The sequence below is a fragment of the Paenibacillus sp. PvR098 genome (genome assembly GCF_017833255.1).
Taxonomy (GTDB): Bacteria; Bacillota; Bacilli; order Paenibacillales; family NBRC-103111; genus Paenibacillus_G.
The window spans coordinates 1873264-1899998 of record NZ_JAFIBU010000001.1 but is presented as its reverse complement, the minus strand read 5'-3'; the positions used below and the strand labels follow the sequence as shown (position 1 = coordinate 1899998).

Here is a 26735-nt window from a genome sequence, read left to right as displayed (position 1 = left end):
GGAAAACAGGAGGAATTATCAATGAGTACACAAACCGTTCTTCCCATCGATCGTGCAAGCTTGGTGGAGCAGTCCAAAGCAAGGCGGGAGCCAGAATGGATGACCGCTTTGCGCGAAGAGGCGCTGGAGCTGGCAGGATTGTTGGAATTACCAAAATTAGAAAAAACAAGAATCGACCGTTGGAATCTTCAATCCTTCGGAACCTATAAAGCGGTAAAGGCGGCCCAATCTCTCGAAGAGCTGCCGGCCGAAGCGAAGAGCTTGCTTCAGAACGACGGACAAGGTCAACCGGACAATCTTCTGGTGCAGCATAACTCCGGTGTGATCTATAGCAGTATCTCCGAATCGCTGAAACAGCAAGGTGTGATCTTTACCAGTCTGGAAGAAGCTTTGAACCTTCACGAGGACTTGGTCAAGCCGTATTTCATGAGTGTCGTGGAGAAAAATGAGAACCGTTTGACCGCGCTGCATACCGCTTTGTGGAGCGGTGGCGTTTTCTTATACGTGCCTAAGAACGTTCAAGTGGAAGTGCCTGTTCAAGCGTTGTTCTTGTCTGATGACAGAGAGGCGAGCTTCTCCCCGCACGTTCTCATTGTAGCTGAACAGCATGCTTCTGTCACTTACGTTGACAATTTCATCTCTCAAGGAAATTTAAACGGTCTGGTGTATAATGGAGTAGCTGAGGTTATTGTCAAAGCCGGTGCTAAGGTTACCTTCGCATCCGTTCATAATTTGGATGAGAGCGTGACGAATTTAACATACCGCCGCGCACTGCTTGAGAGCGACGCTAACGTGGATTGGATTATCGGCGAGATGCATTACGGCAACGCAATGTCCGACACAACCACGATTTTGAAGGGGAAAGGCTCGAGCTCCGATGCCAAAGTCATTTGCGTGGGCACTGCGGACCAGAAGCTGAACGTGACTACCCGTGCGGTACATTTCGGAAAGCATACCGATAGTAACATGATTACCCGTGCGGTCATGCGAGACACAGCGACGGGAATCTTTAACGGCGTGACGAAAATTGAGAAGGGCGCAACCAAGGCGAACGGCGAGCAAACCGAGAAGGTGCTGATGCTTAGCCCGAAATCACGCGGTGACGCGAATCCAATTCTGCTCATAGATGAGGATGACGTTACAGCTGGCCATGCTGCAAGCGTGGGTCAAGTCAATCCGGAGCAAGTTTACTATCTCATGTCCAGGGGTATTTCTAAACAAGAGGCTGAGCGCTTGATCATCTACGGATTTTTGGATCCAGTGGTTTCCGAAATTCCGCTGGAACAAATCGGATCGCAGCTGCGTCAGCTGGTGGAAAGGAAGCTGGGACAATGAATACGGCAGAGCTCCGGCAGCAGTTTCCCATACTTCATCAGGAAGTGAACGGACATCCGCTGGTGTATCTGGATTCGGCAGCCACTTCCCAGAAGCCCGTATCGGTCATCGAAGCGATCAAACGATACTACGAATGGGATAATTCCAATGTGCACCGCGGCGTCCATACGCTCGGTTCCAGGGCAACGGACGCATATGAAGGGGCGCGTGAGAAACTGCGCCGCTTCATTAACGCCAGATTTGCGGAAGAAGTTATTTTTACCCGCGGCACGACGACAGCGATTAACCTGGTAGCTTCCAGCTATGCTAGAGCCGTATGCCAAAAGGGTGACGAAATTGTCATTACTCCGATGGAGCATCACAGCAATCTCATACCATGGCAGCAGGTAGCTAAAGCGACCGGCGCTGTCTTAAAATATATTCCGCTCCAAAAAGACGGAACCATTAACTTGGCGGATGTGGAAAAAACGATTACGAGCAATACCAAGATCGTATCTGTCACTTATGTTTCTAATGTGCTTGGAGTTGTGAATCCGGTGAAGGAAATTGCAGAGATTGCACATCGGAACGGAGCCAAAATAGTCGTGGATGGCGCGCAAAGCACACCGCATTTGAAAGTCGACGTTCAGGCGCTGGATTGCGACTTCTACGCTTTGTCCGGTCACAAAATGTGCGCACCCACCGGAATCGGCGCGCTTTACGGCAAGAAAGAACTGCTTCAGGAAATGGATCCGATCGAGTTCGGCGGCGAAATGATTGACCATGTTGGGCTGTTCGATTCTACATGGAAGGACTTGCCGTGGAAGTTCGAGGGTGGTACGCCGATTATTGCAGGGGCTGTCGGACTCGGTGCAGCCATCGATTTTCTCGAGAGCATTGGTATGGATGCCATTGACAAGCATGAGAAGGAGCTTACGGCCTATGCCATGGAGCGCATGCTTGAAATCGAAGGATTGACTGTCTATGGTCCGCAGAAAGACCGGGCGGGGCTGATCACCTTTAACTTGGACGATGTGCATCCTCATGATGTTGCAACCGTTCTTGACGCGAATGGTGTCGCCGTCAGGGCAGGACACCATTGCTGCCAGCCGCTGATGCGTTGGCTTAACGTAACGGCCACCGCGCGCGCCAGCTTTTATCTTTATAACAACGAAGACGATGTGGACCGTTTGATCGCTTCTCTAATCAAAACAAAGGAGTATTTCGGTCATGCAATTGGATGATTTGTACCGCAGAGTCATTATGGATCATTATAAAAATCCGCGTAACCGCGGCAGCTTCGAAGGCGAATCGGTCAGCATCGATCTCAATAATCCAACTTGCGGAGATAAAATTCAGCTCCAAATGCAGGTGGAGGACGGCAAGGTCAAAGCGGCCAAATTTTTGGGCGATGGGTGCTCCATCAGTCTCTCTTCCGCATCAATGATGACGGATGCCGTAAAAGGCAAAACGCTTGAAGAAGCGCTTGAGATGGCTGAGAAGTTTTCTGGTTTGATGAAGGGCGAAGCCGTTGAATTCGAATATGAGGATTTGGAAGCCTTGTCTGGCGTGAATAAATTCCCGGCCCGGATTAAATGCGCCACACTTGCTTGGAACGCCTTGCGAAAAGGTATTGAGCAAACAACTGCAAAATAAGGAGGCTGAGAACGATGGCAAAAAAAATGCCGGAAATGGAAGAATATAAATATGGTTTTCGTGACGAGCACAAGGCCGTTTTTCAAAGCGGTAAAGGTCTGACTGCAGAAATCGTAAAGGAAATATCCAGAATGAAGGGCGAACCGGAGTGGATGCTGGAATTCCGTCTGAAATCTCTGGAGCAGTTTATGAAGATGCAAATGCCGCGTTGGGGCGGAAATATGGATGATCTCGATTTTAACGACATCCAATATTACGTGAAGCCTTCCGAAAAACAAGGTAAAACTTGGGAGGAAGTTCCAACTGAAATTAAAGAAACGTTTGACAAACTTGGAATTCCCGAAGCGGAGCAAAAGTTCTTGTCTGGTGTATCTGCACAATATGAATCGGAAGTTGTTTATCACAGCATGCAGAAGGACCTGGAAGATCAGGGCGTTCTGTTTATGGATACAGATTCCGCGCTTAGAGAGCATCCGGAAATTTTTAGAAAATACTTCGGAACGATCGTTCCTCCAAGCGACAACAAGTTCGCCGCGCTGAACAGTGCTGTATGGTCCGGAGGCAGTTTCATCTATGTGCCAAAGGGCGTAAAGGTGGAAATTCCGCTGCAGGCCTACTTCCGGATCAACTCCGAGAACATGGGGCAGTTCGAGCGGACACTGATCATCGCCGATGAAGGTAGCTTCGTGCACTACGTCGAAGGTTGTACGGCACCGGTCTACAGCACCAACTCGCTGCACAGCGCCGTCGTAGAAATTATTTGCTTGAAGGATTCCCGCGTACGCTACACGACAATCCAGAACTGGGCACCGAATATCTACAACCTTGTTACCAAGCGGGCTGTAGCTGAAGAGAATGCCACAATGGAATGGGTTGACGGTAACATCGGTTCTAAGCTGACGATGAAATATCCGGCCGTTGTTCTTAAAGGCCGCGGCGCTAAAGGAATGGTTCTGTCCATCGCCGTTGCCGGTAAAGGTCAGCATCAGGATGCAGGCGCCAAAATGACCCATTTGGCTCCGGATACGACTTCGACGATTGTATCCAAATCGATCAGCAAGCACGGCGGTAAGGTCACTTATCGTGGTCTAGCCTCCTTTGGTCGCAATTCCGAAGGTTCTAAAGCCAACATCAAATGCGACACGCTGATTATGGATAATGAATCGACGTCCGATACAATCCCATATAATGAAATTATGAACGATAACATCACGCTGGAGCATGAGGCGACTGTCTCCAAAGTATCCGAGGATCAACTCTTCTACCTGATGAGCCGCGGATTGTCGGAAGCCGAAGCAACCCAGATGATCGTTATGGGCTTTATCGAACCGTTCACCAAGGAACTGCCGATGGAATATGCGGTCGAAATGAACCGTTTGATCAAATTTGAAATGGAAGGCTCAATCGGTTAATATCCGAAGGACATTTCCATATGTAAGACACAGAGCTTCTGCTTTTATGCAGGGGCTCTGTGTCTTTTTGTTTCCAAGGCACGAAATGCATACGTAGATGCTGCATTTACCATGCTATAGTCAGATACTAAATCAAATGACAAGGAGCATGTGAGATGCGTACAACGTGGCGGAGATCGATAGCTGCAGTCATAGCGGTGGTCATGGCGCTTACGACAGGATGTGGCCCTCAGTTGTCTAAGGAGCAGCAGCAAAGCAGTCAGCAGGGCATACCTAGTAATCAGGGACAAGAAGCCAACCGTCAGAAAAGCGAGATTTTGAATGGGAAAACATCGGAGATCAGTTCTAATGGCGGGACCATCCGTATCCAGGAAACGGGCTCCAGCGAGCTTAACATTCCTATCGTTACGGTAAACGGTAAGAAGTATGTTATCGGCCCCGACTTTGCGAATATGGTCGGATTTAACGCCAATTGGGATGAACAGCGCAAAGTGTTCCAGCTGGGGGACCACGATGCGGCATATGAATTGAAAATGGATAGCTTAACGGCGCTAAAGGATGAGGAGTCTGTAACTCTGCCCGAGTCTCCTGTATTGCATAATGCACAGGTGCATATTCCGGTCTCTGCTGTAAACTCTTTATTTCCTGAGGATATCTCTTGTGAGGTAAGAGGGGACACTCTCGTTATCCATGCTACGGACACTCCTGTCTCTGAAGCCATCGATGGTCCAGAAGAAGCCAACACAGGATCAGAACTGGATTTCGGAGATGACCCGGCGGATCCCTTTAAGGGAGATGAAGGGACAGATACAGAAACTTCTGCCATGGCAAGTCCTTTGTTATGGGAAGAAGAAAACGTCATTCCGGTTCTAAAGAACATTAATATGAACGCGCTCATTAGCCGAGGCAAAAGGTATTTAGGCGTTGATTACATGTTCGGAGCTACCCCGTATCAGAGATCCGGGAGATTCGACTGCTCAAGCTTTACGAAATATGTATTTGGCGTTTACGGGGTCAAATTGAACCGTACAGCCAGAGCTCAGGCTACGCAAGGAGTTGCTGTCAGCCGTAAAAACCTCCGTAAAGGGGATCTGATGTTCTTCTATGTGCCGGGCCGATTTAAAACCAATAGAACGGTTGGGCACGTCGGTATTTATATGGGCAATCAGAGGATGCTTCATTCTTCTCCAAAGCCGCAAAATGGCGTACAAATAACGAATATCAACAAGGCCTACTGGAAACGGACCTACCTTAGATCAAGGCGGGTAGCTTATTAACTAAATCAGTTATATAAACAAGATCCGAGTCGGGACAATCACCCGCTCGGATCTTGTTTATGGAAGTCACATGCCTATGTAGCGGCTGTATAAGCTTTTAGCCGCAACGGGGTCGTCTGTTCCTTGTACAATCATACGACCGTCCGGAAACAACACAAGCGTAATTTCGTTATCCAGATAAAGCTTAAGAAGAAACGGATTCAGCTCCAGACGTCCAAGCGGACGAAGCTTTTCAGCCCATTCGTTCAAAGAAAGCGCTGATGGACGTACCGGTTGAATTTGCACTGAATTTCGCCCGCAGAGCGTTTGAATGGTTTCTTCTTGTACGCTTGCGTTTAAATATTCAAATCGGCGTTCCCCGCAGCAAGGACAATCTGCCTTCCTAGCTTTGGATACATCGACGGCTGCATATTGGTTATACCATAAGTCCCAGTGAACCATCTTGCGGTTTCTCTGTGCTTCAGCGCCAATAAGCAGTTTTAGCGCTTCGGCTCCTTGATGTGAGGCGACGGTATGAATAATCGGTCCGATGACACCTGCCGTATCGCAGGTTTCTGTCGTTCCTTGTTCAGGAGGCTGTCCGAACAGGCAGCGAAGACAGGGGGTTTCGTCGGGTACAATCGTTAGGCAGACGCCGCGTGAACTGACTGCCCCGCCGTATATCCAAGGTATGCCGTGTTTTACGCTTACGTCATTGATTAAGAAGCGCACGGCAAAGTTGTCCGTTCCGTCAAGTATAAGATGAACGTCCTTCAGCAGGTCCTCGGCGTTGGACCAATTGAGGTCTGTGACGACGGGTTCAATTGTCACTCCAGAGTTGGCGGCGCGCAGCCGCGCAGCTCCTGCTTCCGCTTTTGGCGCCGATTCGGCAGCGTCGGCTTCGTCGTAAAGCATTTGCCTTTGCAGATTGCTTCTCTCGACGAAGTCTCGGTCAATCAGCCGCACGAAGCCAACCCCGGCGCGTACCATATGGTTCGACAGCACGGTGCCTAGCGCCCCCATGCCTACGATGGCCACACGAGCATGCTGAAGCTTCGCTTGACCTTCCTTACCGATCGGGGCGAACAGTATTTGCCGTGAATAGCGCTCCGGGTCTGAGGCAGCTGCTTGTGCAGACGATATAGATAGTCCGTCCTCTCCGCTCAACTTACAGTACCTCCTTGATCGGTTATCTCCGACGTTGGGTTCCAAGGGCCAAGCTGATGCCCTTTCCATTCCGAGCCGTCCTCCCATATTTCCTTTTTCCAGATGGGGACGATCTGCTTCAATCGCTCAATGGCATAGCGGCTTGAATCATACGCAGTATCCCGGTGCGGAGAGGAGACAGCAATAATAACGCTGATCTCACCGACCGGAACAGAACCAAGACGATGAGTAATCGCACATCTTGTTCCCGGGTATCGGGAAGCGATCTCGTCCCCGATCTGATGCAGCGTACGCAGTGCCATGGGCTCGTATGCTTCGTATTCCAGCAAGGTTGTTCTTTTGCCGTGAGTGAACTCTCTTGTGGTTCCGATAAACGTGAGCGCGGCACCGTGATGAGGATGCAGCACCTTGGCCGTCACCTGATCAATGGAAATGGGAGCATGAGTAAGCTCCATAATTTGAGGTTCGCCACCGGAAACAGGCGGAATGAGAGCCACTTCGTCCTGTTCTCGTATTGCCGTGCTATCATCCGCGTACGCTTGATTCACGGCGACGAAAGCACCTGCTAACGATCCGGCTATCTCAGGATAAAGCTCAGCCAGCTTATTTTTAAGTTGAGACGGCGTCAACGAATCTTCTTCTAGTTCAAGCTCCAGCAAGGGGGAGCCCAAGCTTTCGGCCAAACCGGCAAAAAGCAGCAGTTTGAGCTTCATGTTTTTCACTCCAATTCTGATGGCACCGCCTGACGGCAGACGGTGTTTTTACTTTTCAGCATACCATATTTTTAGTATTAAATGATATAATGGAATAAGAAGTTGCGAGATTGAAATGGGAGGTATATTGGGGATGATCGAAGTATATGATGATCTAAGGGGTGACGCCCGTTATTCTTCTGCTGGCGAGCTTGCGTCTATATGTCCCGAGTCGTTTACTGCCCATGATCGTGTAGTGGGAGTGAACGGCAAAGCGATCGATTGGAATACTTGGTACACGACATGGATCTCTCGGCAAGGAGGGCCATCCGACCGTATGCCGACCCACTTGCAAGTCATGGCTTCGGACGAGTTTCAAGCCACAATCCCTTGGCCCGAACTTGCGCATGCGTTCTTATTGGTTGAGCAGGAGAATGGAGAGCCACTGAAGAAAGGATTTCCCATCAGACTATATGTTCCTGATGGGAGCAGCGAATGCCTCAACGTGAAAAGTGTTGTAAAAATTCGTATCTTATACGAGGAGAAATCGGAGATAGAAGCAACCTACGGTTTCAAGAACACTGTAACGGCAGAGCAGCTGCGAAAACCAAATCCACAAAACTGAAATACACGTTCTTATTATCGCACTCGAAGGTAGGTGGCCTTGTGATTCCGGAGCGGATTAGGCTTCGTGTCCTTCATACGAACGATATTCACAGCCATTTTGAACAATTGCCCCGCATCGCTTCAATCATCGGCAGGCTTCGGGAAGAAGCCGGGGCGGAGCACACGCTTTCGCTTGATATTGGAGATCATATCGACAGGATGCGACCGGAAACCGAAGGAACCGGAGGGCTTGCCAACATTGCTCTGCTGAATGCAATAGGTTACGATGCCGTGACTTTGGGAAACAACGAAGGATTGACTTGTTCGGCCGACGTGCTAAACGATTTGTATGGTAAACATGTTCAGAGTAAGGTAGTGCTCGCTAATTTGCGTGATGCCGCAACAGGATGCTTGCCGTCATGGGCCAGCCCTTATACGATCATCTGTAAATCGGGGGTTCAAATCGGACTGATTGGCGTAACCGCCTGTTTTCCCGATTTTTATGGATTATTGGGATGGGAGGTTTCAGATCCGTTCGAAGCGATTGCATCGCTAGCAGCAGATCTCCGTCCGAAGGTTGATGTGCTTATCGTGATGTCCCATCTCGGTTTAAGCAATGATGAGCGAATGGCAGTCGAAATCCCCGGTATCGATTTGATTCTGGGCGGACATACCCATCATTTGCTGGAGGAACCCATCCGGTCAGGACGTACGCTCATCTGCGCGGCGGGTAAATTCGGTCAGTACGTCGGGGTTGTGGACCTGGAGCTAGATGCACTTTCCAAGCGGCTGCTGCAAGCAGAGGGCGCTGTTAGGCCGGTTGCCGGATCTGAGGAAGAAGAGACCATTCGATTGCAAATTGAGGAATTCGCAGTCATGGCCAAAGCTTCGCTCGATCGGGAAGTGGGAAGGCTTGATTACGAGTTGGCCGTTGACTGGTACGGCGAATCCAGGCTTGGTAATTTGCTTGCCGCTGGCTTACGCGATTGGGTAGGCGCTGAAATCGGACTGGTGAATGCAGGTGTGCTTCTTGGTGGGCTTCCTAAGGGACTTGTATCAGCAGGAACGCTGCTCGAGTTGTGCCCTTCACCGATCAATCCTTGCCGGATGATGCTGAGCGGAGCGCACCTGCTCAAAGCACTGGAGGAGTCGCTTCTTCCCGAATTTATGGACAAGCCTCTCCATGGCTTTGGCTTCCGAGGGAAAGTGCTCGGCACACTCTGTGTAGACGGAATGACCATTGAGTATGACCCCGAGGCGCAGCCTTACTCGCGAATCCTCTCCGTTCGTGTCGGAACCGAAGCGCTCGAGCTGGATCGGCTGTATACCGTTGGCACCATCGACATGTTTACGTTTCGCAGAGGATACCTCTCGATCGCAGAGGGCTTGGAACCGCAATTTTTTCTGCCCGAATTTTTGCGGGATGTTCTCCTGAAGGAGCTGCATGACGCCAGAGCAATGAAGGACAGCGCTCGCAAGCGCTGGGTTCGTATGTACGGATAAGCGGCGCCCCATTAATCCGTTTCAGAGGTGGTAGACCTATGTACGATTGGTGGGTAGCGGTAATCATAGGCATAGTAGAAGGGTTAACCGAGTTTTTGCCGATTTCCTCTACAGGCCATATGATATTGACTGGGACTCTTCTTGGGATTCCGGAAACCGACGAATTGATAAAATCGTTCGAAATCGTTATTCAGCTTGGTGCCATATTGGCGGTAGTTATCGTGTATTGGCAGCGAATCTTAAGGCTGTTCGGACTTGGCAGGGAGAGGCCTACGGCAGGCAAAGGAATGAATTTGCTGCACATATTGCTTGCGATTGTTCCGGCAATGACGGTGGCATATTTATTGAGCGATTTCATTAAAGAGCATTTATTTTCGCCCCAAACGGTTCTGATCGGTCTTGTGCTGGGAGGTATTCTGCTCATTATTGGCGAGAAGCAGCAGCCGGCTATTACGGCAAGTGATGTGGATGAGTTAACCTACAAGCAAGCCTTTATGATCGGTTTATGGCAGATTGTGGCGCTCTGGCCCGGCTTTTCCCGTTCGGGATCGACAATAGCCGGAGCTATGCTGGCCGGGGCAAGCCGGGGTGCCGCTGCTGACTTTACGTTCATAATCGCCATTCCCGTGATGGTGGTGGCCACAGGGTATGAGATGCTGAAGAGCGCAGGAAGCTTCTCTTCTGCGGATATCGGCTTTTTCGCTGTCGGCTTTGTCGTATCTTTCGTCGTTGCGCTGTTAGCGGTAGTCACGTTCATTAAGTTCGTGCAAAAGTTCAGCTTAACTTATTTCGCATACTATCGGTTTATCCTTGCTGGTTTGTTTTGGTTTTTTATTCTTCGGTGAGATGTATTTGTCGATTTTTGAAAAAAAATATTGCTCTTTTTCATAGAATCCGATACGCTAGTGTTATTAGTATGAATTTTTCATCTTATTTTTTTTAGAAAGAAGATGTGGATAGTCCTATGCGCTTGCTCCCGATCAGCATGGTAGAGTCCGGTATGCGGCTCGCAAAAAGAATTTATAATTCGGAGGGGCTTCCCCTGCTGATGGAAGAAGTCGAATTGACGCAAACTATGATTCGACGACTGACGGATCTCGGGGTCGATTTTGTATACATCGACGACCCGAGAACTCGTGACATCACGGTCAAGGATGCGATCTCTGAGGAGACTCGAATTCGAGCCGTCTCCGAAATACGAAGCTCTTTCCGGCAAATGATGGGGGATCAGATCAAACGCACATCAATTACCGGTCTTCAGTTAGGCAAGGCATTTCGCGGTGTCATGGACATGATTTTGAATGATATGACCAGTCATAAAGACTCCATGATTATGCTGACCAATATTAGCGCAATGGACGACTATTTGTTTCAGCACTCCCTGAATGTATGCATTTATTCTACCATGCTCGGCATGGCTCATGACTATACGCGTGATGAATTGATGACGCTCGGCATTGGGGCGCTGCTGCACGATATCGGAAAAACACAAATACCGCTCGAACTGCTTCGCAAAAAAGAGCCGTTGACTGATAAAGAATTTGATTTAATTAAACAGCATACCGTATACGGCTTTCAATTTTTGAAGGACGAGCCCAACATTCCGCTGCTTGCAGCGCACTGCGCTTTACAGCATCATGAACGGATGGATGGCAGCGGATACCCCCGGAGGCTGAAGGGAACCGAAATACATGAATATGCGCGGCTAATCGGAGTTGTAGATTCATATGACGCGATGACAACACACCGTGTGTACCGGAATGCCATGCTTCCCCATCAGGCTTTAGAGATTATTTTTGCAGGCTCCGGGACCTTGTATGAAACACAAAAAGTTGAGTTGTTCCGAGATAAAATCGCCATTTATCCGATCGGCATTACCGTTACCCTGAATACAGGGGAAAAAGGGGTCGTTGTGGATCTCAACTCCAAGGCGCCGCATCGACCGGTCGTTCGACTTTTATATGATGCTGAAGGCCAAGAGCTGAAGGACACACCGGAAATCGACTTATCGAAGGCACTGTCGGTGATGGTCGTCGGCGTGAATGAAAAGGCATTGGATCCCGATAGCGGCAGCAAAGCCCGCGCATAGAATAAAGCCCGAAACCGAATCCAAGGTTCTCGGGCTTTTGGTTTTCTTTTCATTCTTATTGAGATACAATGGAGAATATATATTTTTTTAAGAGGTTTATACTACTTTATATAGAGTCAGGTGTGGAAAAACAACATGTCCGAACGTTTAAACGTTAGTCCAATGCCGAAGGTGGAGCTGACGCCGATTACACCCGAGTACGATCCTTGGGATCCCATTCGTTCCGTACGATTGCACGGAGAACATCGGCTTACGAGCATTGAGCTTACCGTAACTAATCTATGCAATATGCGCTGTGAGCACTGCGCAGTGGGCGAAACGCTGACAATGACAGAAGGCCCGCGTATCCCGTTGAGTACGATCCTAAAACGGTTGGATGAGGTGGAAGATCTCCAGACGATAAGTATTACCGGCGGTGAGCCAAGCTACCATGAACAGACCGTCCGGGAATATATCGTGCCGATCCTTCGCTATGCCCGGGAGCGTGGAGTCCGATCACAGATCAATTCCAATGTTACTTTGGATCTTTCAAGGTATGAGCTAATGGCGCCATATCTTGATGTAATGCATATTTCCTTTAATTATTTAAGCGCAGACGATTTCTACGAAGTCGGATTTGCACGCACGGATCGACGTGTATCCAGAGAAACGGCCGTCAAACTATATGATCGAATGATGAGCAATGCAGCTGCGCTATCCCAAGGCGGGATGTTCGTATCTGCAGAATCAATGATCAACTACCGCACACATGAGAAGCTGCCTGAAATTCACCAATTGATTCGGGAGATGGGCTGTAACCGCCATGAAGTTCACCCCATGTATCCAAGTGCATTCGCCTCGGGACTTCCGGTACTGAAGCTGGAGCAAACGCGTGAGGCGATCCACCGGCTGCTCGATCATCGGGACAAGGAGTTGTGGATGCTTTTCGGCACACTTCCATTCTACGCCTGCAGCAGTCATGAAGAAGATTTGAGCATCGTTAACCGGCTTCGTTCCGAGCCGAATGTGACGGTTCGCAACGATCCGGACGGGCGTAATCGGCTTAATGTGAATTTGTTCACTGGCGATGTGTTCGTTACAGACTTTTCCGACGTGCCTGCACTGGGTAATATGCATACGGATCGGTTAGATCAGGTGTACGCAAGGTGGAAAGAGCATTCGTTAAGCGGATCTGTCAACTGTTATTGCCCTACAGCAGCATGCTGCGGACCTAATCTCCTTGTTGTCGATACGTATTACAAGGATGTTGATTTTAAGATGCGCCGCGCGGTCATTTAGGGAGCCTCTCGAGGCAAGAGGCTGGAGCACGACGGATTCTTGCATGAAATAATGGAAGCCGTGCGGCTGAGATTTTACGTATGTCGCTTCAGCGGTTGCAGCTGCGAACGGCGAGGAATGACCGGCCGTTCACTCAAACCAGCATAAGGAGTAGGGGAGGAAGCCCGGTTCATGTCACTTCGAACGATAGCGTTTTGCGCCATAGGCGCTGTCCTTTTGTACGGTTTGTTTACGACTGGGTTTCCATTTTTGCTGGCCATTTTGGTTGCCATCTTTTTGGAGAGGCTTGTACAGTTGATAATGAAGGGTTTACGGATCGGACGTCTGCCTGCCGCGGCGTTCGCCTGTACGTTGTTTACGGGAGCCATGCTCGGTTTTTTTTATTTGGTTGGATTCAAAATCATATCGGAGTTCATACAATTTTTGAAGAGGGCGCCGGGTTATTTGAATGAGGCGATCTTGTTCTTTGAAGATACGACATCAAGAACAGGATTATTGTATCAGACGCTGCCGTCGGGGGTGGCGGAGCAAGTTGAGAAATGGATGGAATCCGGAGTAGGCTCGATTGCGGAAGATTTGAAAGGTATCCTGCTGACGATTTACGGTTATTCCCTAGAAGTGGCCAAGGCGATTCCAAGCTTGTTCATTTTCTTCGTAGTGTTTATCATCGGTTTATATTTGATTTCTTTCAGCCTTCCCAAGCTGTATGAATCGTTCCTGAACCTGTTCGATACCAAATCCAGGCCTAAAGTATCATCAGTCTTGAACGATTTGCGCCGTGCCATTCTCGGATTCTTGTTCGCACAAGTATTGATCAGCTTGCTTACGTACATATTGACGCTTGTAGGTTTGCTCATTCTCAGAGTCGATTACCCGCTGGCGATCGCACTCTTAATAATTATAGTCGATATACTTCCCATATTGGGTGTCAGCGCGGTTCTTATACCGTGGCTTGTCTATTGTTTTCTTGTCGGCAACACGCAGCTCGGAATCGGTCTGCTTATATTACTTATTGTTATCGTCATCTTCCGACGTACGATCGAGCCGAAAATCATTGGAGATGCTATTGGGATTAACGCTTTGGCAGCACTCGTCAGCATGTATATCGGGTTCCAATTGATCGGGGTCGTCGGACTCATTCTGGGACCAGTCATGGTGATTGTTTTTCAAGCGATGCGGCGCGTCGGCTTGCTCAAGATAAATATTAAGCTGGATGGCTGACCTGAACCCAAGCATTCACTCATAAAAAGGGGAGAGTTATATGCAAGCGGACTTGCAGCAAGTCAAGCAGCACTCCAAACTGTCTGTGTCGAAACTTGTGCGCCGTGCCCTTCTCATTTTCGTTGGGGCCGGACTCGTATCCGTTGGACTTGAAATTTTTCTCGTCCCTAATAGGATCATTGATGGAGGTATTGTAGGCATCTCCATCATTACTTCGCACTTGTCGGCAATACCGGTCGGAATTTTTCTGCTGGTATACAACATTCCTTTTTTATTTGTCGGGTATAAACAAATTGGCAAAACCTTTGCCTTATCCACATTGTACGCGGTAATCCTTATGTCTGCCGGAACTTGGCTGCTGCATCCGGTTCAGCCGCTCACGATTGACCCGCTTCTCGCATCCGTGTTTGGAGGTATCATTCTCGGCATCGGGGTAGGCATGGTCATCCGCTCTGGCGGTTCGCTAGACGGAACTGAAATTTTGGCTATCCTGTTCAGCAAAAAAACACCGTTCTCCGTAGGCGAAGTCGTGATGTTCTTTAATCTTTTCATTCTCAGCAGCGCGGGCTTCGTCTTTGGTTGGGATCGGGCGATGTACTCGTTAATTGCCTACTATATTGCATTCAAAATGATCGATATTACCATTGAAGGCTTTGACGAATCCAAATCCGTCTGGATCATCAGCGAAAACAGCCGCGAAATCGGCGACGCGATCATAAGCCGTCTGGGCCGCGGCGTTACCTATTTACAAGGTGAAGGGGGCTTTACAGGCGGCACCAAACGTGTGATCTTCTGCGTGATCAACCGTCTGGAGGAAGCAAAGCTGAAATCCATCGTAGAAGAGCTGGATCAGACCGCTTTTCTTGCTGTCGGCAACATTCACGATGTGAAGGGCGGACGATTCAAGAAGAAAGATATTCATTAGTGTGGAAGACCGTCTGGATGGCGGTCTTTTTTTGCGTCTGTAGAATCGATAGATCTAATCATAATGGACAAAGAGGCACTGTATACATAAGGATAGAATGCATAAGGAGGCATATCCGTCATGGAACAAGAGAAAGCTTGGTATCCGTATCACAGTCCGCTGGATCCGTGTCCGCCGATTATGGTGAAGACCTACAGTACCCCGCCAAACCTCTATATCAATTATCAGCCAATGCATCTTCCCCAATACCCACCGATGGAGGCGCTGATGCGAGGTACGCTCTGGCCGGCGCTCTTTAGTCCGTACTCACCCAAAAATTGTTGAAGCGTGAAGGAAGGAGAATAGGTATGCAACAACCGCTTCCGGAACATTATTACACCATGCTGCAGGAACTGCAGGCGATCGATTTCGTGCTGGTGGAGCTCACACTTTATCTGGATACACATCCGCAAGACGTTCAAGCCATCCAGCAGTACAATCAATGCGCGCAGCATAGAATGCATCTGGCCGGATGCTTTGAGCTGGAGTTCGGTCCTCTAAAGCATTACGGGCAGAGCTATTCAAAGCACCCGTGGCAGTGGAACGAGACCCCTTGGCCATGGCAAGTTTAATCTATTGATTGCTGGAGAGGAGCAGTGGCATGTGGATCTATGAAAAGAAGCTGCAGTATCCGGTAAAGGTTAGTAAATGTGATCCGAGAATGGCAAAGCTTTTGCTGGAGCAATATGGCGGTGCGGACGGCGAGCTCGCCGCGGCTCTCCGTTATTTGAATCAACGCTACACGATCCCGGACAAAGTCATCGGTCTGCTGACGGATATCGGCACGGAAGAATTTGCTCATCTTGAGATGATCGCTACCATGATTTACAAATTGACTAAAGATGCTACGGTGGATCAGCTGAAGGCGGCTGGACTGGACGCTCATTATGCCAGCCATGATCGGGCGCTGTACTACAGTAATGCTGAAGGTGTTCCGTGGACGGCGGCTTATATTCAAGCCAAAGGTGATCCTATCGCGGACCTGTATGAAGATATAGCGGCCGAAGAAAAAGCTCGTGCGACCTATCAATGGTTGATTGATTTGACGGATGATGTAGATTTGCAGGACGGACTCAAGTTTTTACGGGAGCGGGAAGTCGTCCACTCCATGCGGTTTCGTGAAGCAGTAGAGATTGTGAAGGCGGATCAGAGCGCGAAGAAGGTGTTTTGATCGGAGGTTTGTCGTTTGTATCGTCTCGCCCGGCGAAGTCCAAGGACTTCGCCTACTTTTGTTTTCGAAAGAGGAGTTATTGGTGAGCAATGGCTAGGATGCCGGACAGAAGTATGCTAGAGTATAGACAGAGTATAGACATCAATGCGTAAGGGAAGATGCAGCGCTTTGGGCATGTTGAAATAACCGTCTAATCCTTGCATGAAGTAGGAGGGAACAGAAGTCATGATGGATCCGAAGCAGGCCAAAGAAAAGGTACAAGATCAGTTTTCGAGAAATGCTGAAAAATATGTATCCAGTAACTCACATGCCAAAGCCGATGACCTATCGCTTTTGGTGGAGTGGCTGGAGCCTCAGGCGGATTGGCATGTGCTTGACGTAGCTACCGGAGGTGGTCATGTTTCGAAAGCGCTTTCCCCTCGTGTAGAGCATATTTTTGCTGTTGATTTGACGATGGAGATGCTAGCCGCAGCCCGGAATCATTTGAAAGGGGTGGGCTGCCGCAATGTTTGGTTTATGGTGGCCGATGCCGAGAATTTACCTTTTTTGGAGGGTTCTTTTGATTCCGTGACCTGCCGGATTGCCGCTCATCATTTTCCTGACCCGGTAAGATTTATCAGGGAAGTGGCGCGAGTCCTGAAGCCTGGCGGCAAGTTTCTACTTATTGATAATGTGGTTCCGGAAGCGTTACATTTGGATTCATTCATCAATACATTAGAGATGTTAAGGGATGAAAGCCACGTCCGTTGCTGCAGCCAGGTTCAATGGACAGGTTGGATGAAGAATGCAGGCCTGGATGTTCTGAATCAACGGATTCGTAAGAAAACGTTCGAATTTCCTACATGGGTTCGACGAACTGCCAGATCGGAAGTGCAGGTGAAGCGGGTGGAATCTCATATCCTTCAGGCGGACAAGGATATACAGGAATACTGCGAATTGGTATTGAAGAATGGGGAAATTAGCTCCATTACGATTGATGAGTGGATGGTTGTTCTGAGAAAGCCGATGGTGTAGAGCAATTGTTTTTTGCGTTCTGAGGGAAGATCGTTCAACTTGGTCAGGAAGGAACGGTCTTCCTACAAGATCCATGGAGTAGACATAGTAGCCTGCCGCGCTTACTAGCCCGGCGACCAGATTGAACCACCCAAGAACCGTGCGGCGCGGTTTTCCTTCATGTTTTTGGCGTCAGCATACGTTTTGGCATCCACTCCGATCAGCATCATGCCGGATAAGAAAAATAGCAGTTCAGTATATAAAAAATATCCGACGTAAGCTTGATGCATCCGCCATTCCTCCTTTTCTCTATTATTGGGATTTTATTCCAACTCTCCGGATTTTGATTTGGACATGCAGCTCAACGGTCAGTTCCTTGTAAATATTCCGCCAGTTTTGTTTTGTTTTGATTTCACGGTTCCAATAATCCGATTCTCTGGCTCGAAAATACTCCCCGAAGCCAAAAATATCCGTGCCTGCCTTTTGAGTTTTCTCAATCAGCTCTAAGTATCCCGCTTCCAACAGCTTGGCAATTTCCTTTTCGAGCGATTGCAGCGTTTTGTTGTTCATGTAATGTGTATGTTCATCCGACTTTTCCTCGATATTCCCTTCGATTTGCACCCAAACCTCAGCATGTGGTCGACCGTTTACCCGCTGCACCTTGATTTTGGACGAACGGTAGTTTGCCCGAAACATGATGGTGTGCGAATTATCGGGATAAGGAGTAAAGGCGGTGTAGCCTCCTCCTTTGAAACCGATGATTCCCATGAAAAATGCGATTTCGAGCGGCTTTGTGACGCCGACCAAATTGTCGTCTTTAAAAAATGCAAGACCGCCAATTTACTTGAAGGCAAAGTCATCGTGCTCTGCGATGGAACCCCTTTCGCCCTTATTACACCGGCTGTGTTTACCCAGTTTTATCATAGCCCGGAGAGGAGGAGGAGGCGGTAAAGGAGAAGCGGTCAAAGTCATGTCGTCCACCGGGCTAACGGTTGTGGATGCTTTTAATAATATGCAAAAACGTTTAAATCAGCAGCTTTTTTATGGACATACGCGAATCATTGCCATTGGTGAGGAGATCGCCAAAGAAGGAGTAAAAGATGTTACAGATGCGTTCCGTCGGGATCCCCAGCTGCGCCGTTTGCTATGGCCGGTTGTAGTGAAAGGAGAAGTGGCTGGCCTGCTGCGGGCCAGCCCCGAACTCGAACAGATTCCTACTACGGTATTTTTGATGTCACTCATTGAGACCGGGGATGAAAGCGGCCGAATCCCCGATATGAACCTCGGGAAATTTTACATTAATCTGTCGTCGAGCATCAGCCATCCATATCTGAATTATTTTGAGGTAAATGAAAACGACATCAAGTGAAGCGGTATTGCCGTGTTACGAGAGGATCGGATGATCGGATGAACGGCACACTTGACGATAAGGAAACATGGAAAATGATCTATATACGAGAGAAAAAAAGGATGGGGGTTATCTTGTGTTCCCCTACCGGAATCGTCCGGAGGATCTGATCTCCTTCAGCACGAAATTTATTGATTTGGAGGATCGCTTTGTTTATAAAAACGGTACCTTCAGTCGCGGATTAACATTTTGCTTGAAGGGGATTTGCTTGGCAAAACGTTTGATACCAATTTCTCTGATCCGAAGGAAATAGAACAACTGGAGCAGGATGCCGAGAGCTATCTGGAGAAAGAAACCAAGGCCATGCTTTGGAAGCTCCAAAAAGAGTACAAAGTTGATATTCTGGGAATCGGTAGGAAAGTAAAGGCATTTCATCCCCAAATGTGGCGCAAGCTCGACTGGAAAACGGACTTTCCTAAAGCGGATATTAAGGTTACCTACGACGTCAAATTGCGCAGAACCGGTATGGAAATGGAATAAAAGGAATGGACAATGCAGGATTGACAATCTTTGCAAACCATGGTTGTATAGAACTTGACATGTTTGAAGGACAGGGGAGGAGAACAAATTGGCGATTGCAACTAAAAAGCCGGAGGCAATGATCTTCGACCTGGACGGGACTTTGTTTCAAACGGAAACGCTGCTGCTGCCGGCTTACCATGGGACTTTCGACAGACTGCGCGCGGAGGGGCTGTATGAAGGTGAAACACCGCCGGAGAAACATATTCTCAGCGGGCTGGGGATGCTGCTGGAGCACATATGGCAGATCGTCATGCCCGATGTAGACCACGCGGTTCACCGCAGGGCGGACGAGCTGCTGCTGAAGCTGCAGCTTGAAGGGATGGCTCGTGGTGAAGGGAAGCTGTATGACGGAGTGACGGACACGCTTAAGGAGCTGCACGGACGGGGAATCCGGCTTTTTATCGCGAGCAACGGGCTTGAGGCTTATGTCAAGGGCGTCATTCGGTATCAAGGACTGGAGCCGCTGTTTAAGCCGGACGGCCTGTACAGCGCTGGGGAGTTTCAAACCCGATCCAAGGTAGATCTGGTGAGGATGCTTCTGGAGAAGCATGAGGTGGCATCTGCTTGGATGGTAGGCGATCGCTCCTCGGATGTGGAGGCTGGACATGGCAATAACTTGTTCGTCGTCGGCTGCGATTATGCAGGCTTTCGAAAGGAAGGCGAGCTGGACGAAGCTGACGTGCGGATCGCGGGTTTCAGCGGGCTGCTGAAACTGGCAGATCAAACGTAAACGCATGGATAAAGGGATATCATGGAACTTATCTTATCCAACTGAATAAAATAACTAAAAAAATCAGCGGGTGACACCGCTGATTTTTTGTTTGTTCAGCCAAAGTGCGTACTCAAGTGGACGTTTGATGGCTTTCCGGTAGGTATCGATCTCCCCAATCCGGTAGAACACCTCTCGAGATGGCTTTGGATTGACTTCAAGCAGCCAGACATGCCCTTTGGGATCAACCGCCAGATCGATGCCAACCTCACACAGCATCCCGAATTTATCTTCTAGGTGCTTCACTATGTTTAAACCGAGATCATTTGCGCTTTTTTTGATGTCGCTCACCATCTCTTCCGAGCCAAAACGCCTCTTCAGCAGGGTATCCATTGGAGTGGCGGTGCCCCCGCCATGGAGATTGGATGTGATGGATCGTGCAGGGCCGATTCGTCCGGCACAGCCGGTGACCTGCCATTCACCGCTGCCGTCTTTTTGCACAAGCATGCGAAAGTCGTGAACCCGTCCGTCCTTCAATCGAAGGGTAATCCCTTGCTGTATAATATACTTCTCTTCAAGTCTCCAACCGCTGAGCTTCGCGGGAATTTGCGACAAGGTCACTTTTTGCACGGGCAGAATTCGCCGGTTCGGGTCGCGTCCCTGCATCAGATATGCATCGCTGCCCCGGATGTGTTGTAGTCTGACGATGCCTCGCCCGCCGGTTCCGCTTTTCGGTTTCATGAAGACAACCGGATGTTTTCTGAGAAACAGGCCGAGCTCCTTAACATTCGCATATTTCACGGTTGCCGGCAGATGCGGTTCAATGCTCGTATTCTCGGCAAGCAGCTGATGCATCGACCATTTGTTGGTGAGCGGCCGGCTTAAATAACGCAGGGCACTGTATTGCTTGCGAAATCTTGTCAGCTTGCGGAAATTATCTACCCCATGATAGCGGCAGCGGTCATAGATGATGGGCGGAAATCGGGTCCACTTGCGGACCCATTTACCCTCAGTCGGGCTGTACTTCAAAGCGTGAATCCGAGACTTGGCTCTATCTACATCGTCCGGTGTGAAGACCAATACTTCCAGCCCGAGCTTCTGTCCGCTTAAGCTCAGCTTACGAAAAAAGGAAAGCTCCTCCAGTCTGTGTCCTGTCAAATACATAGCTAATACGCCAAATGGATAACTCAAGCGTCTTTCACCTGCCTCCCTTGGCTTTCTTTCTGGTTTTGGGAACGGCCGAAACCGTTTTGATGATACGATGAGGCTTTGATTTATACAAGAACATAGAATAGTCGATCAAATTCTCAAGCGATTTTTTGCGGATGGGGGGTTCATCGAACTTCATCGGCTTGGAGTTTGCCTCGAAAAACCAAATGTGTCCTTCTTGATCCACCCCAAGGTCCATCGACATTTCTCCGAGGACATACCCATTCGATTTTTCAATTTGTTTGGCTATGATCAAGGACGCCTTTCGAGCACGGCTGATGATACGTTTGCTGCCGCTTGAACCGAACGAAGAACCAAGCAGCTTTGCCGGATCGTCGATTGACCCGCCACGCGGCACATGGGTCGTGATGCTGAGCTTCCCCGCGAGTCGTGCGCCAATGCCGGATACGGTCCACTTGCCCTGGCCGTTTTTCTGCACAAGCACCCGAAGATCAAAAGGTCTTTGCTTATAGCTTGAAAGGGTGATTCCCTGCTGTATGATATAATCTTGGGAACTTATCAGCTCTTGAACCTGTGACCACAGCTCTGAGACGGTCGTGTACCGGGAGATATGGCTTTTGGTTTTATCCTGAATACTGAGCTCAAACGTTTTGCTCTTTGAGCTGCCGATAATGCGGCTGACCTTCATGATGCCTTTTCCCGCCTTACCACGGATGGGTTTGAGGTAAAGGAAGGGATAGGTCTGAAGCAGATTGTGGAGATCTTCGCTTGAGGACAGACGCTCCGTTGCGGGAATGAAGGGCTTTGTTTTCTGTGATTTATTCAGCCATTCGAACAAATTCCATTTGTTAAAAAAGGCCGGATTGAAAAAGTGGATCTGTCCGTGGCGCAAACAGGTCTGAATGACCTGTTGCACCTCGGGAATAAGCTCGAACTTGCGATAAGGAATTCGGTTATATATGACATGGGGGAGGGGCATCCGCTGTTTGATCCAAGACTTGGTTGATTGTTGGTACGTATAGCCGACGACATGTTTACCGGTAAGCTTGAAATCGGAGGTCGTCATGACGTACACGTGCATCCCGCGTTCCTCACCGGTTCGGATCAGATCAACAAAATTGTCCTGATTTCCGCGAAATACTCTTTTTTCATCTGCGTAAGTGAGAATGGCCAGAGTGGGCCGCTCCTGCTTCTGCTGAACGATGACATCCACTCAAGAATCCCTCCTTACCCGAAACCGGCTCAGGAATAGGCAGTAGTCGAAGATGTACTGCAGAGAGCGTCTTCCTTGTTCCTTCAGCGCTTGGTGTTTAAAGATAGAGCGTCCCGGTTTGGAGTTGGCTTCGAACATCCATATGTGATCATTATGATCGATACCGATATCGAATCCGAGCTCGCCTAGCGTGTGGCGGTAATTCCGTTCGATCTCCTCCGCCAGCTTGATGGCCGTCTCTTTGGCATTGACTAAAACGGCATCCGCCCGTGCTCCTAATACTTGCTTCAGTACCTGCTCCGGTGTCATCAGCTGGCCGCCGGTGCGGACGTGTGTTGTGACACTGCCTCTGCCGGCTTTCTTGGCTCCGATTGCGGCAACGACCCATTGGTTATTAATGTTCTTGGTCATGTGGAATCGGAAATCGATCGGGCAGCTGTCGATTTCGATCAGCCGAATGCCCTGCTGGGCAACATATCCGTTCAAACTACGGTTCTGGCGGTATAAAAGAGACATTAATGATTCGAATTTGCTGAAGCGGAGGAGCACATTGCGGTCTCCCCGCCGGAAACGGGCGTAATACCCTCGCTTCGGGTTATACGTCAACCGGTAAATCCCGATGCCGAGACTTCCCGCGGTAGGCTTGAGATAAATAAATCTGTGCTTATCCAGCATCTCTTTAATCTGAATGGAAGAAGGATTAATACGGGATTCGGGTACATGTTTGAAAACGTCTGTATTCTCAAGCAGATTGTATACATCCCATTTGTCGAAAAAGCTCCAGTTGAACAACGGGATGCCCTGCCGAACGAAGCGATGCTTAAAGGCGTTCATGGATACGAGTTTCTCGGCCTTGCGGCTCGGAAGTCGGTTATATACCACGTCTGGTAGTGGCAGCACCTTCCTGACCCAGCCGCCATCGCTGCGCTGAACGGTCGCGGTCACCGTCTGCTGCGACCAGTTGACATCTTTCGGCGAGAAGCCGAAATAGAACGCTTTGTCCCTTCCGGCCTGCATGAATTGACGGATGAATTCCGTCCGCGAGCCGAAGGGAGCGGAGCTTCCGGGAGAAACGTTGGTCAATATGCCGATGAGCGGTCCGAGTCGAATTTCTCTGCCGTTATTGCAAACGATGAGGGTAGTACCGCTTCTAGGGATGTGAAATTGGGTATATAGATTCGATGGCAAGTAGAGGTGGTTTCCGCTCTTCTTCAGCAGCTTGAGTCGTAAAGAGAGGCTCTTGCTGCCGAGCTTCAAGATCACGTTTCTTGTTTTGGCCAACTTTAGGGCTTTGGCCAATTCATTTGTCAAGTAAACGACCCGTTCCTGCCGCTTAATGACATGAATCGTGCAAGTTGTCAAGCTCATGTTGAACCTCCTAAGAGTTTTGCCGCAGGCAAAACTTGCTTCGTAAGGATATGCATTGAGTTTTGCCGCAGGCAAAACTTGCTTCGTAAGGATATGCATTGAGTTTTGCCGCAGGCAAAACTTGATTCGTAAGGATATGCATTGAGTTTTGTCCCAGGCAAAACTTGCTTCGTAAGGATATGCATTGAGTTTTGTCCCAGGCAAAACTTGCTTCGTAAGGATGCATGGGGGAGAATATATTGAAACTTTGCCGGCGGCAAAGTCGGTTTGTTCTTTGAGAAGGGCGCGGCTCAGGCGAAATAACTGGCGGTGATGTCGGACAAAAGATGCTGAATACCGTAGCTGCCGTAAGTGATGCGTTCGAGTGCCAAAGCCGCTTACCTGTGCTTACTCTGTCTCTTTTCCGTCATGCTATCGTCCTACTGCCTCAGCATAAACCTTGCGTACCGAAGCGGATTGGCTAAAGCGGCAATTTTGGCTTGATCATCTTGTAAATGAGTAAAGATGGAGCGGCCGGGTTTGGAATTTACCTCAATTATCCAAGTATTTCCGTATTTGTCGATACCATAGTCTATGCCGAGCTCGACTAGCCGTCCGTGACAAGATTCCAAAGCGTTCGGCAGCTCCTCTGAGAGATGCGTCAGCTTGTTTAGAAGCTCGTTTGCGCCTTCCTGACCGAACTCTCGGGCAAGAAATGGTCGGGCGCGCTCCACGGCACCCCCGCCATGGAGGTTCGAGGTCAGGCTGCCGTTCTGACCCCGGCGAACGGCCATGCCGGTCAATTGCCAGCGGCCTTCGCCGTTCTTTTGCACCAGTACGCGTATGTCATACGCGTCTCCATTCTTCGTCTGCAGCGGTAGATACTGCTGCAGTAAGTAGCTGCGCCGTGCTACGAAGCGGCGCAGCCATCTTAGCAGTTCAGCTGCGTCTGCGAAGGTGCGCGCGAAGGCGCGGTTACGCCCATCGCGCCCGCGCACGGTAAATGCTGCCCCCGCGGCGTTTACCGTGCCGGCTGCTTGGGGCGATCCGCCGCACCGCACGAGCAGTACGCCACGTCCTTGCGAACCTCCCTGCGGCTTCAGGATCACCTCCTGGCGATTCTGAATCCAGTCCAGCAGCATTCGCATCTGGAGCAGAGGTTCAGTTTGCGGCAGATACATGGAGAACCGACCATCCTGCTGCAGAAGCTGCTGAACGGTCCATTTGTTTTTCAAACCGAAGCCAAGTAGGCGAACGGACGGGTGCTTTTTTAGACGAAGGAGTGCTGTTCGATACTCGGTGTATTGATGACGTGCCGTGAAAAAACACCGGTCGTACACGATGGATGGCAGTGGGAAAGACCGGCGCGTCCATTGCTTGAGGTCAGGATCATAAGCATACCCTGTCACTTGCTTTCGGCTCCAATCGACGTCAAGCGGAGTAAATACGAATACCATCAAACCGCTCCGGCTGCCCAGCACACACAAGCTGCGGTAGAAGCCGCGATTGTGAAACGGTGGGTCCCCATCGGCTTGCGTGGTCATGATGCCTACCGAATGGTTGATGGTCTTTTTGAAGCCGGAGATCATCATGTGCGTCACCTCATATCCTTGGGGAGATCCCCGAATAGAAAGCAGCAAGGGCTGACTTTACTTAAAACTTTGCCGTGTAGCGTGCATATTTTACGAGCTGTTTCACGGAAGGCCGGATTTTGTTGACCATCGTCAGCGGCGTATTGTCTTCTTTCGATGGCTTCGAATTGACTTCAATCAGCCATACGCGGCCTTGGGAATCGATAGCGAGATCGATGCCGAGCTCGGCATAGTGTCCGGGCACCTGGGTTTCGATCCCCTTGGCGATTTGAATGGATGCCCGGCGAAGCTTCGAAAGTCCTCCGGATGCGGCGGTAGTGCCGGAGCGGGCCAACGCTTCTTTTACGGTGCTCAAAGTACCGCCTCGTGCTAAGTTGGAAACAAAATGATGATTCCCGGCAATTCTGGCTACAATGGAGGTAACAGCCCATTTTCCGGTTTCGCCGCGCTGCACTAAAGCGCGAAAATCGATTGGACGCCCGCTCGCCGCCAGAAGGTCTAGTCCTTGCTGGATTTGGTAGCGTTGAGAATTCACTTTACCGGATATGGCGCTAAACACCCGGCTTAATGTCGAAAACGATTGTTTACGTGCGCCGTTCAGATTGGTAAAATGACAAATGTACGTTCCGTCCGGCTGTTTGCGTATTCGGATGATTCCTTTACCAAGGCTTCCTGAAATGGGCTTGAGAAATACCGTTTGATGCTTCGCGCACATGGACTTCAGCATTTGAAAATTCCGAAGTAAATACGATTCCGGTAGATAAAGATGCAGCCCGCTTTCCTTGCGAAGCGCGTCGAATACTTCCGTTTTGTTCAAATATCTTTCATTGAACATGACCGTGTTATAACGGGTTTTGACCTGGCCTATGAAATGCTGTACGTTCGGCCGGTTTTCCAGCTTGCGTGAGGTAAGCCGGTTGTAAAGGACATTCGGAATCGGGAAGCTGAGCTCCTCCCATTTTCCACTTCCCGTAAAGCGCCATCCCAGGACCGAATCGCTCTGGCTGTGAAGGTCTTCCGGCGTGCAAAAGAACACCGCTGCGCCATAAAGCCTGCACGCATCCGACAGCTCTCGACAGAATCCAGTGTTTGCCCCAAACAGTTTGTCGGACGAGGTGGTATGGACACGGCTGACCATCACGCCGATTAGCGGTCCGATGTGAATCGTACGGGTTCCGGATTTGTACTGCAGACACAACTGGTCACCCTGCGAGAGGCCCCATTGGGCGGCGATGGCTCCGCTAATGCGAAGCATGCCGGTTTGTGACGTAGTTTCGATCTTTACGTCCTGCCGGCTGGCTCCAAAACGCAAATTCAGATCGGTGTGAAGCGGGATTTTCCACTTCTTTACGACCGCATCACTGAGCATTAGAACGGAGCCGTCCGAGGAACCGACGGGGCTTTGTATTTGAATCCTGACCTTTGTTCTTTTCATGCGGAACTCCTTCCCAG

The 26735-nt window shown here is 49.6% G+C and carries 29 protein-coding genes; 20 read left to right on the top strand and 9 right to left on the bottom strand.

Annotation, left to right across the window (positions count from 1 at the left end; translation table 11 throughout):
• Positions 1-21: 21 nt before the first annotated feature.
• From sufD to JOE45_RS09510, 5 genes are all read left to right on the top strand, one after another.
• Positions 22-1335 (top strand): Fe-S cluster assembly protein SufD, encoded by a 1314-nt coding sequence (sufD, locus tag JOE45_RS09530; protein WP_210020423.1) that lies wholly within the window; start codon positions 22-24, stop codon positions 1333-1335.
• A complete protein-coding gene (locus JOE45_RS09525; RefSeq protein ID WP_210020424.1) occupies positions 1332-2558 on the top strand; it encodes a cysteine desulfurase in 1227 nt (408 codons plus the stop codon). Before sufD ends, JOE45_RS09525 begins: the two co-directional genes overlap by 4 nt.
• A complete protein-coding gene (gene sufU, locus JOE45_RS09520) occupies positions 2545-2970 on the top strand; it encodes a Fe-S cluster assembly sulfur transfer protein SufU (RefSeq protein WP_210020425.1) in 426 nt (141 codons plus the stop codon). The genes JOE45_RS09525 and sufU overlap by 14 nt, the downstream gene beginning before the upstream one ends.
• A gap of 14 nt (positions 2971-2984) precedes the next feature.
• Positions 2985-4382, top strand: coding sequence for a Fe-S cluster assembly protein SufB (sufB, locus tag JOE45_RS09515; RefSeq protein WP_210020426.1), 1398 nt, complete (start codon positions 2985-2987; stop codon positions 4380-4382).
• 155 nt (positions 4383-4537) lie between these two features.
• A complete protein-coding gene (locus JOE45_RS09510; RefSeq protein WP_210020427.1) occupies positions 4538-5659 on the top strand; it encodes a C40 family peptidase in 1122 nt (373 codons plus the stop codon).
• A gap of 66 nt (positions 5660-5725) precedes the next feature.
• Here the strand turns inward: JOE45_RS09510 and JOE45_RS09505 are convergent, their stop codons facing one another.
• Positions 5726-6805 carry a ThiF family adenylyltransferase gene (locus tag JOE45_RS09505; RefSeq protein WP_245246830.1) on the bottom strand — a complete coding sequence of 360 codons (1080 nt, stop codon included), beginning with the start codon at positions 6803-6805 and terminating at the stop codon, positions 5726-5728.
• Positions 6802-7518 (bottom strand): molybdopterin converting factor subunit 1, encoded by a 717-nt coding sequence (gene moaD, locus JOE45_RS23830; RefSeq protein WP_210020429.1) that lies wholly within the window; start codon positions 7516-7518, stop codon positions 6802-6804. Before moaD ends, JOE45_RS09505 begins: the two co-directional genes overlap by 4 nt.
• A gap of 133 nt (positions 7519-7651) precedes the next feature.
• Here moaD and JOE45_RS09495 point away from each other — a divergent pair, with 133 nt between their 5' ends.
• From JOE45_RS09495 to JOE45_RS09445, 11 genes are all read left to right on the top strand, one after another.
• Positions 7652-8122, top strand: coding sequence for a molybdopterin-dependent oxidoreductase (locus tag JOE45_RS09495; protein ID WP_210020430.1), 471 nt, complete (start codon positions 7652-7654; stop codon positions 8120-8122).
• A 44-nt stretch (positions 8123-8166) separates the two neighbouring features.
• On the top strand, positions 8167-9606 hold the full coding sequence (locus tag JOE45_RS09490) for a bifunctional metallophosphatase/5'-nucleotidase (protein WP_210023347.1): 1440 nt from the start codon (positions 8167-8169) through the stop codon (positions 9604-9606).
• Between the two features lie 38 nt (positions 9607-9644).
• Complete coding sequence (locus JOE45_RS09485) at positions 9645-10451, top strand: undecaprenyl-diphosphate phosphatase (RefSeq protein WP_210020431.1); 807 nt, start codon at positions 9645-9647, stop codon at positions 10449-10451.
• Positions 10452-10570: 119 nt separating this feature from the next.
• The gene (locus JOE45_RS09480; protein WP_210020432.1) at positions 10571-11695 is read left to right on the top strand and encodes an HD-GYP domain-containing protein; all 1125 of its coding nucleotides are present in this window, start codon (positions 10571-10573) and stop codon (positions 11693-11695) included.
• Positions 11696-11830: 135 nt separating this feature from the next.
• Positions 11831-12973, top strand: a complete 1143-nt coding sequence (gene yfkAB / locus JOE45_RS09475) for a radical SAM/CxCxxxxC motif protein YfkAB (RefSeq protein ID WP_210020433.1) — start codon at positions 11831-11833, stop codon at positions 12971-12973.
• Positions 12974-13144: 171 nt separating this feature from the next.
• Positions 13145-14194 carry a sporulation integral membrane protein YtvI gene (gene ytvI / locus JOE45_RS09470; protein ID WP_210020434.1) on the top strand — a complete coding sequence of 350 codons (1050 nt, stop codon included), beginning with the start codon at positions 13145-13147 and terminating at the stop codon, positions 14192-14194.
• A 40-nt stretch (positions 14195-14234) separates the two neighbouring features.
• A complete protein-coding gene (locus JOE45_RS09465) occupies positions 14235-15119 on the top strand; it encodes a YitT family protein (protein ID WP_210020435.1) in 885 nt (294 codons plus the stop codon).
• A 120-nt stretch (positions 15120-15239) separates the two neighbouring features.
• The gene (locus tag JOE45_RS09460; protein ID WP_210020436.1) at positions 15240-15443 is read left to right on the top strand and encodes a spore coat associated protein CotJA; all 204 of its coding nucleotides are present in this window, start codon (positions 15240-15242) and stop codon (positions 15441-15443) included.
• A 23-nt stretch (positions 15444-15466) separates the two neighbouring features.
• Positions 15467-15730 carry a spore coat protein CotJB gene (locus tag JOE45_RS09455; RefSeq protein ID WP_210020437.1) on the top strand — a complete coding sequence of 88 codons (264 nt, stop codon included), beginning with the start codon at positions 15467-15469 and terminating at the stop codon, positions 15728-15730.
• A gap of 29 nt (positions 15731-15759) precedes the next feature.
• Positions 15760-16329, top strand: a complete 570-nt coding sequence (locus JOE45_RS09450) for a manganese catalase family protein (protein ID WP_210020438.1) — start codon at positions 15760-15762, stop codon at positions 16327-16329.
• Between the two features lie 225 nt (positions 16330-16554).
• Positions 16555-17343 carry a class I SAM-dependent methyltransferase gene (locus JOE45_RS09445; RefSeq protein ID WP_210020439.1) on the top strand — a complete coding sequence of 263 codons (789 nt, stop codon included), beginning with the start codon at positions 16555-16557 and terminating at the stop codon, positions 17341-17343.
• Positions 17344-17447: 104 nt separating this feature from the next.
• Here the strand turns inward: JOE45_RS09445 and JOE45_RS09440 are convergent, their stop codons facing one another.
• Together JOE45_RS09440 and JOE45_RS09435 are read right to left on the bottom strand one after the other, a co-directional pair.
• Positions 17448-17612 (bottom strand): CLC_0170 family protein, encoded by a 165-nt coding sequence (locus tag JOE45_RS09440; RefSeq protein ID WP_210020440.1) that lies wholly within the window; start codon positions 17610-17612, stop codon positions 17448-17450.
• Between the two features lie 22 nt (positions 17613-17634).
• On the bottom strand, positions 17635-18129 hold the full coding sequence (locus JOE45_RS09435) for a Ger(x)C family spore germination C-terminal domain-containing protein (protein ID WP_210020441.1): 495 nt from the start codon (positions 18127-18129) through the stop codon (positions 17635-17637).
• Here JOE45_RS09435 and JOE45_RS24175 point away from each other — a divergent pair.
• The 4 genes from JOE45_RS24175 (at position 18025) to JOE45_RS09415 (ending at position 19982) form a co-directional block, all read left to right on the top strand.
• Positions 18025-18273 (top strand): spore germination protein, encoded by a 249-nt coding sequence (locus JOE45_RS24175; RefSeq protein WP_461479567.1) that lies wholly within the window; start codon positions 18025-18027, stop codon positions 18271-18273. The genes JOE45_RS09435 and JOE45_RS24175 overlap by 105 nt on opposite strands.
• Positions 18274-18292: 19 nt before the next feature.
• Entirely contained in the window at positions 18293-18691 is a 399-nt protein-coding gene (locus JOE45_RS09425; RefSeq protein WP_210020442.1) for a Ger(x)C family spore germination protein, read from the top strand.
• A 219-nt stretch (positions 18692-18910) separates the two neighbouring features.
• The gene (locus tag JOE45_RS09420; RefSeq protein WP_348632594.1) at positions 18911-19210 is read left to right on the top strand and encodes a Ger(x)C family spore germination C-terminal domain-containing protein; all 300 of its coding nucleotides are present in this window, start codon (positions 18911-18913) and stop codon (positions 19208-19210) included.
• 118 nt (positions 19211-19328) lie between these two features.
• Positions 19329-19982 carry an HAD family hydrolase gene (locus tag JOE45_RS09415; protein WP_210023348.1) on the top strand — a complete coding sequence of 218 codons (654 nt, stop codon included), beginning with the start codon at positions 19329-19331 and terminating at the stop codon, positions 19980-19982.
• Positions 19983-20045: 63 nt separating this feature from the next.
• Here the strand turns inward: JOE45_RS09415 and JOE45_RS09410 are convergent, their stop codons facing one another.
• The 5 genes from JOE45_RS09410 to JOE45_RS09390 form a co-directional block, all read right to left on the bottom strand.
• Complete coding sequence (locus tag JOE45_RS09410; RefSeq protein WP_210020444.1) at positions 20046-21152, bottom strand: YheC/YheD family endospore coat-associated protein; 1107 nt, start codon at positions 21150-21152, stop codon at positions 20046-20048.
• 7 nt (positions 21153-21159) lie between these two features.
• The gene (locus JOE45_RS09405) at positions 21160-22344 is read right to left on the bottom strand and encodes a YheC/YheD family endospore coat-associated protein (protein ID WP_210020445.1); all 1185 of its coding nucleotides are present in this window, start codon (positions 22342-22344) and stop codon (positions 21160-21162) included.
• A complete protein-coding gene (locus tag JOE45_RS09400) occupies positions 22345-23712 on the bottom strand; it encodes a YheC/YheD family endospore coat-associated protein (RefSeq protein ID WP_210020446.1) in 1368 nt (455 codons plus the stop codon).
• Between the two features lie 419 nt (positions 23713-24131).
• Positions 24132-25283: a YheC/YheD family endospore coat-associated protein gene (locus tag JOE45_RS09395; RefSeq protein ID WP_245246828.1), complete on the bottom strand. Its 1152-nt coding sequence runs from the start codon at positions 25281-25283 to the stop codon at positions 24132-24134.
• 61 nt (positions 25284-25344) lie between these two features.
• Positions 25345-26718 (bottom strand): YheC/YheD family endospore coat-associated protein, encoded by a 1374-nt coding sequence (locus tag JOE45_RS09390; RefSeq protein WP_210020447.1) that lies wholly within the window; start codon positions 26716-26718, stop codon positions 25345-25347.
• Positions 26719-26735: the final 17 nt, after the last annotated feature.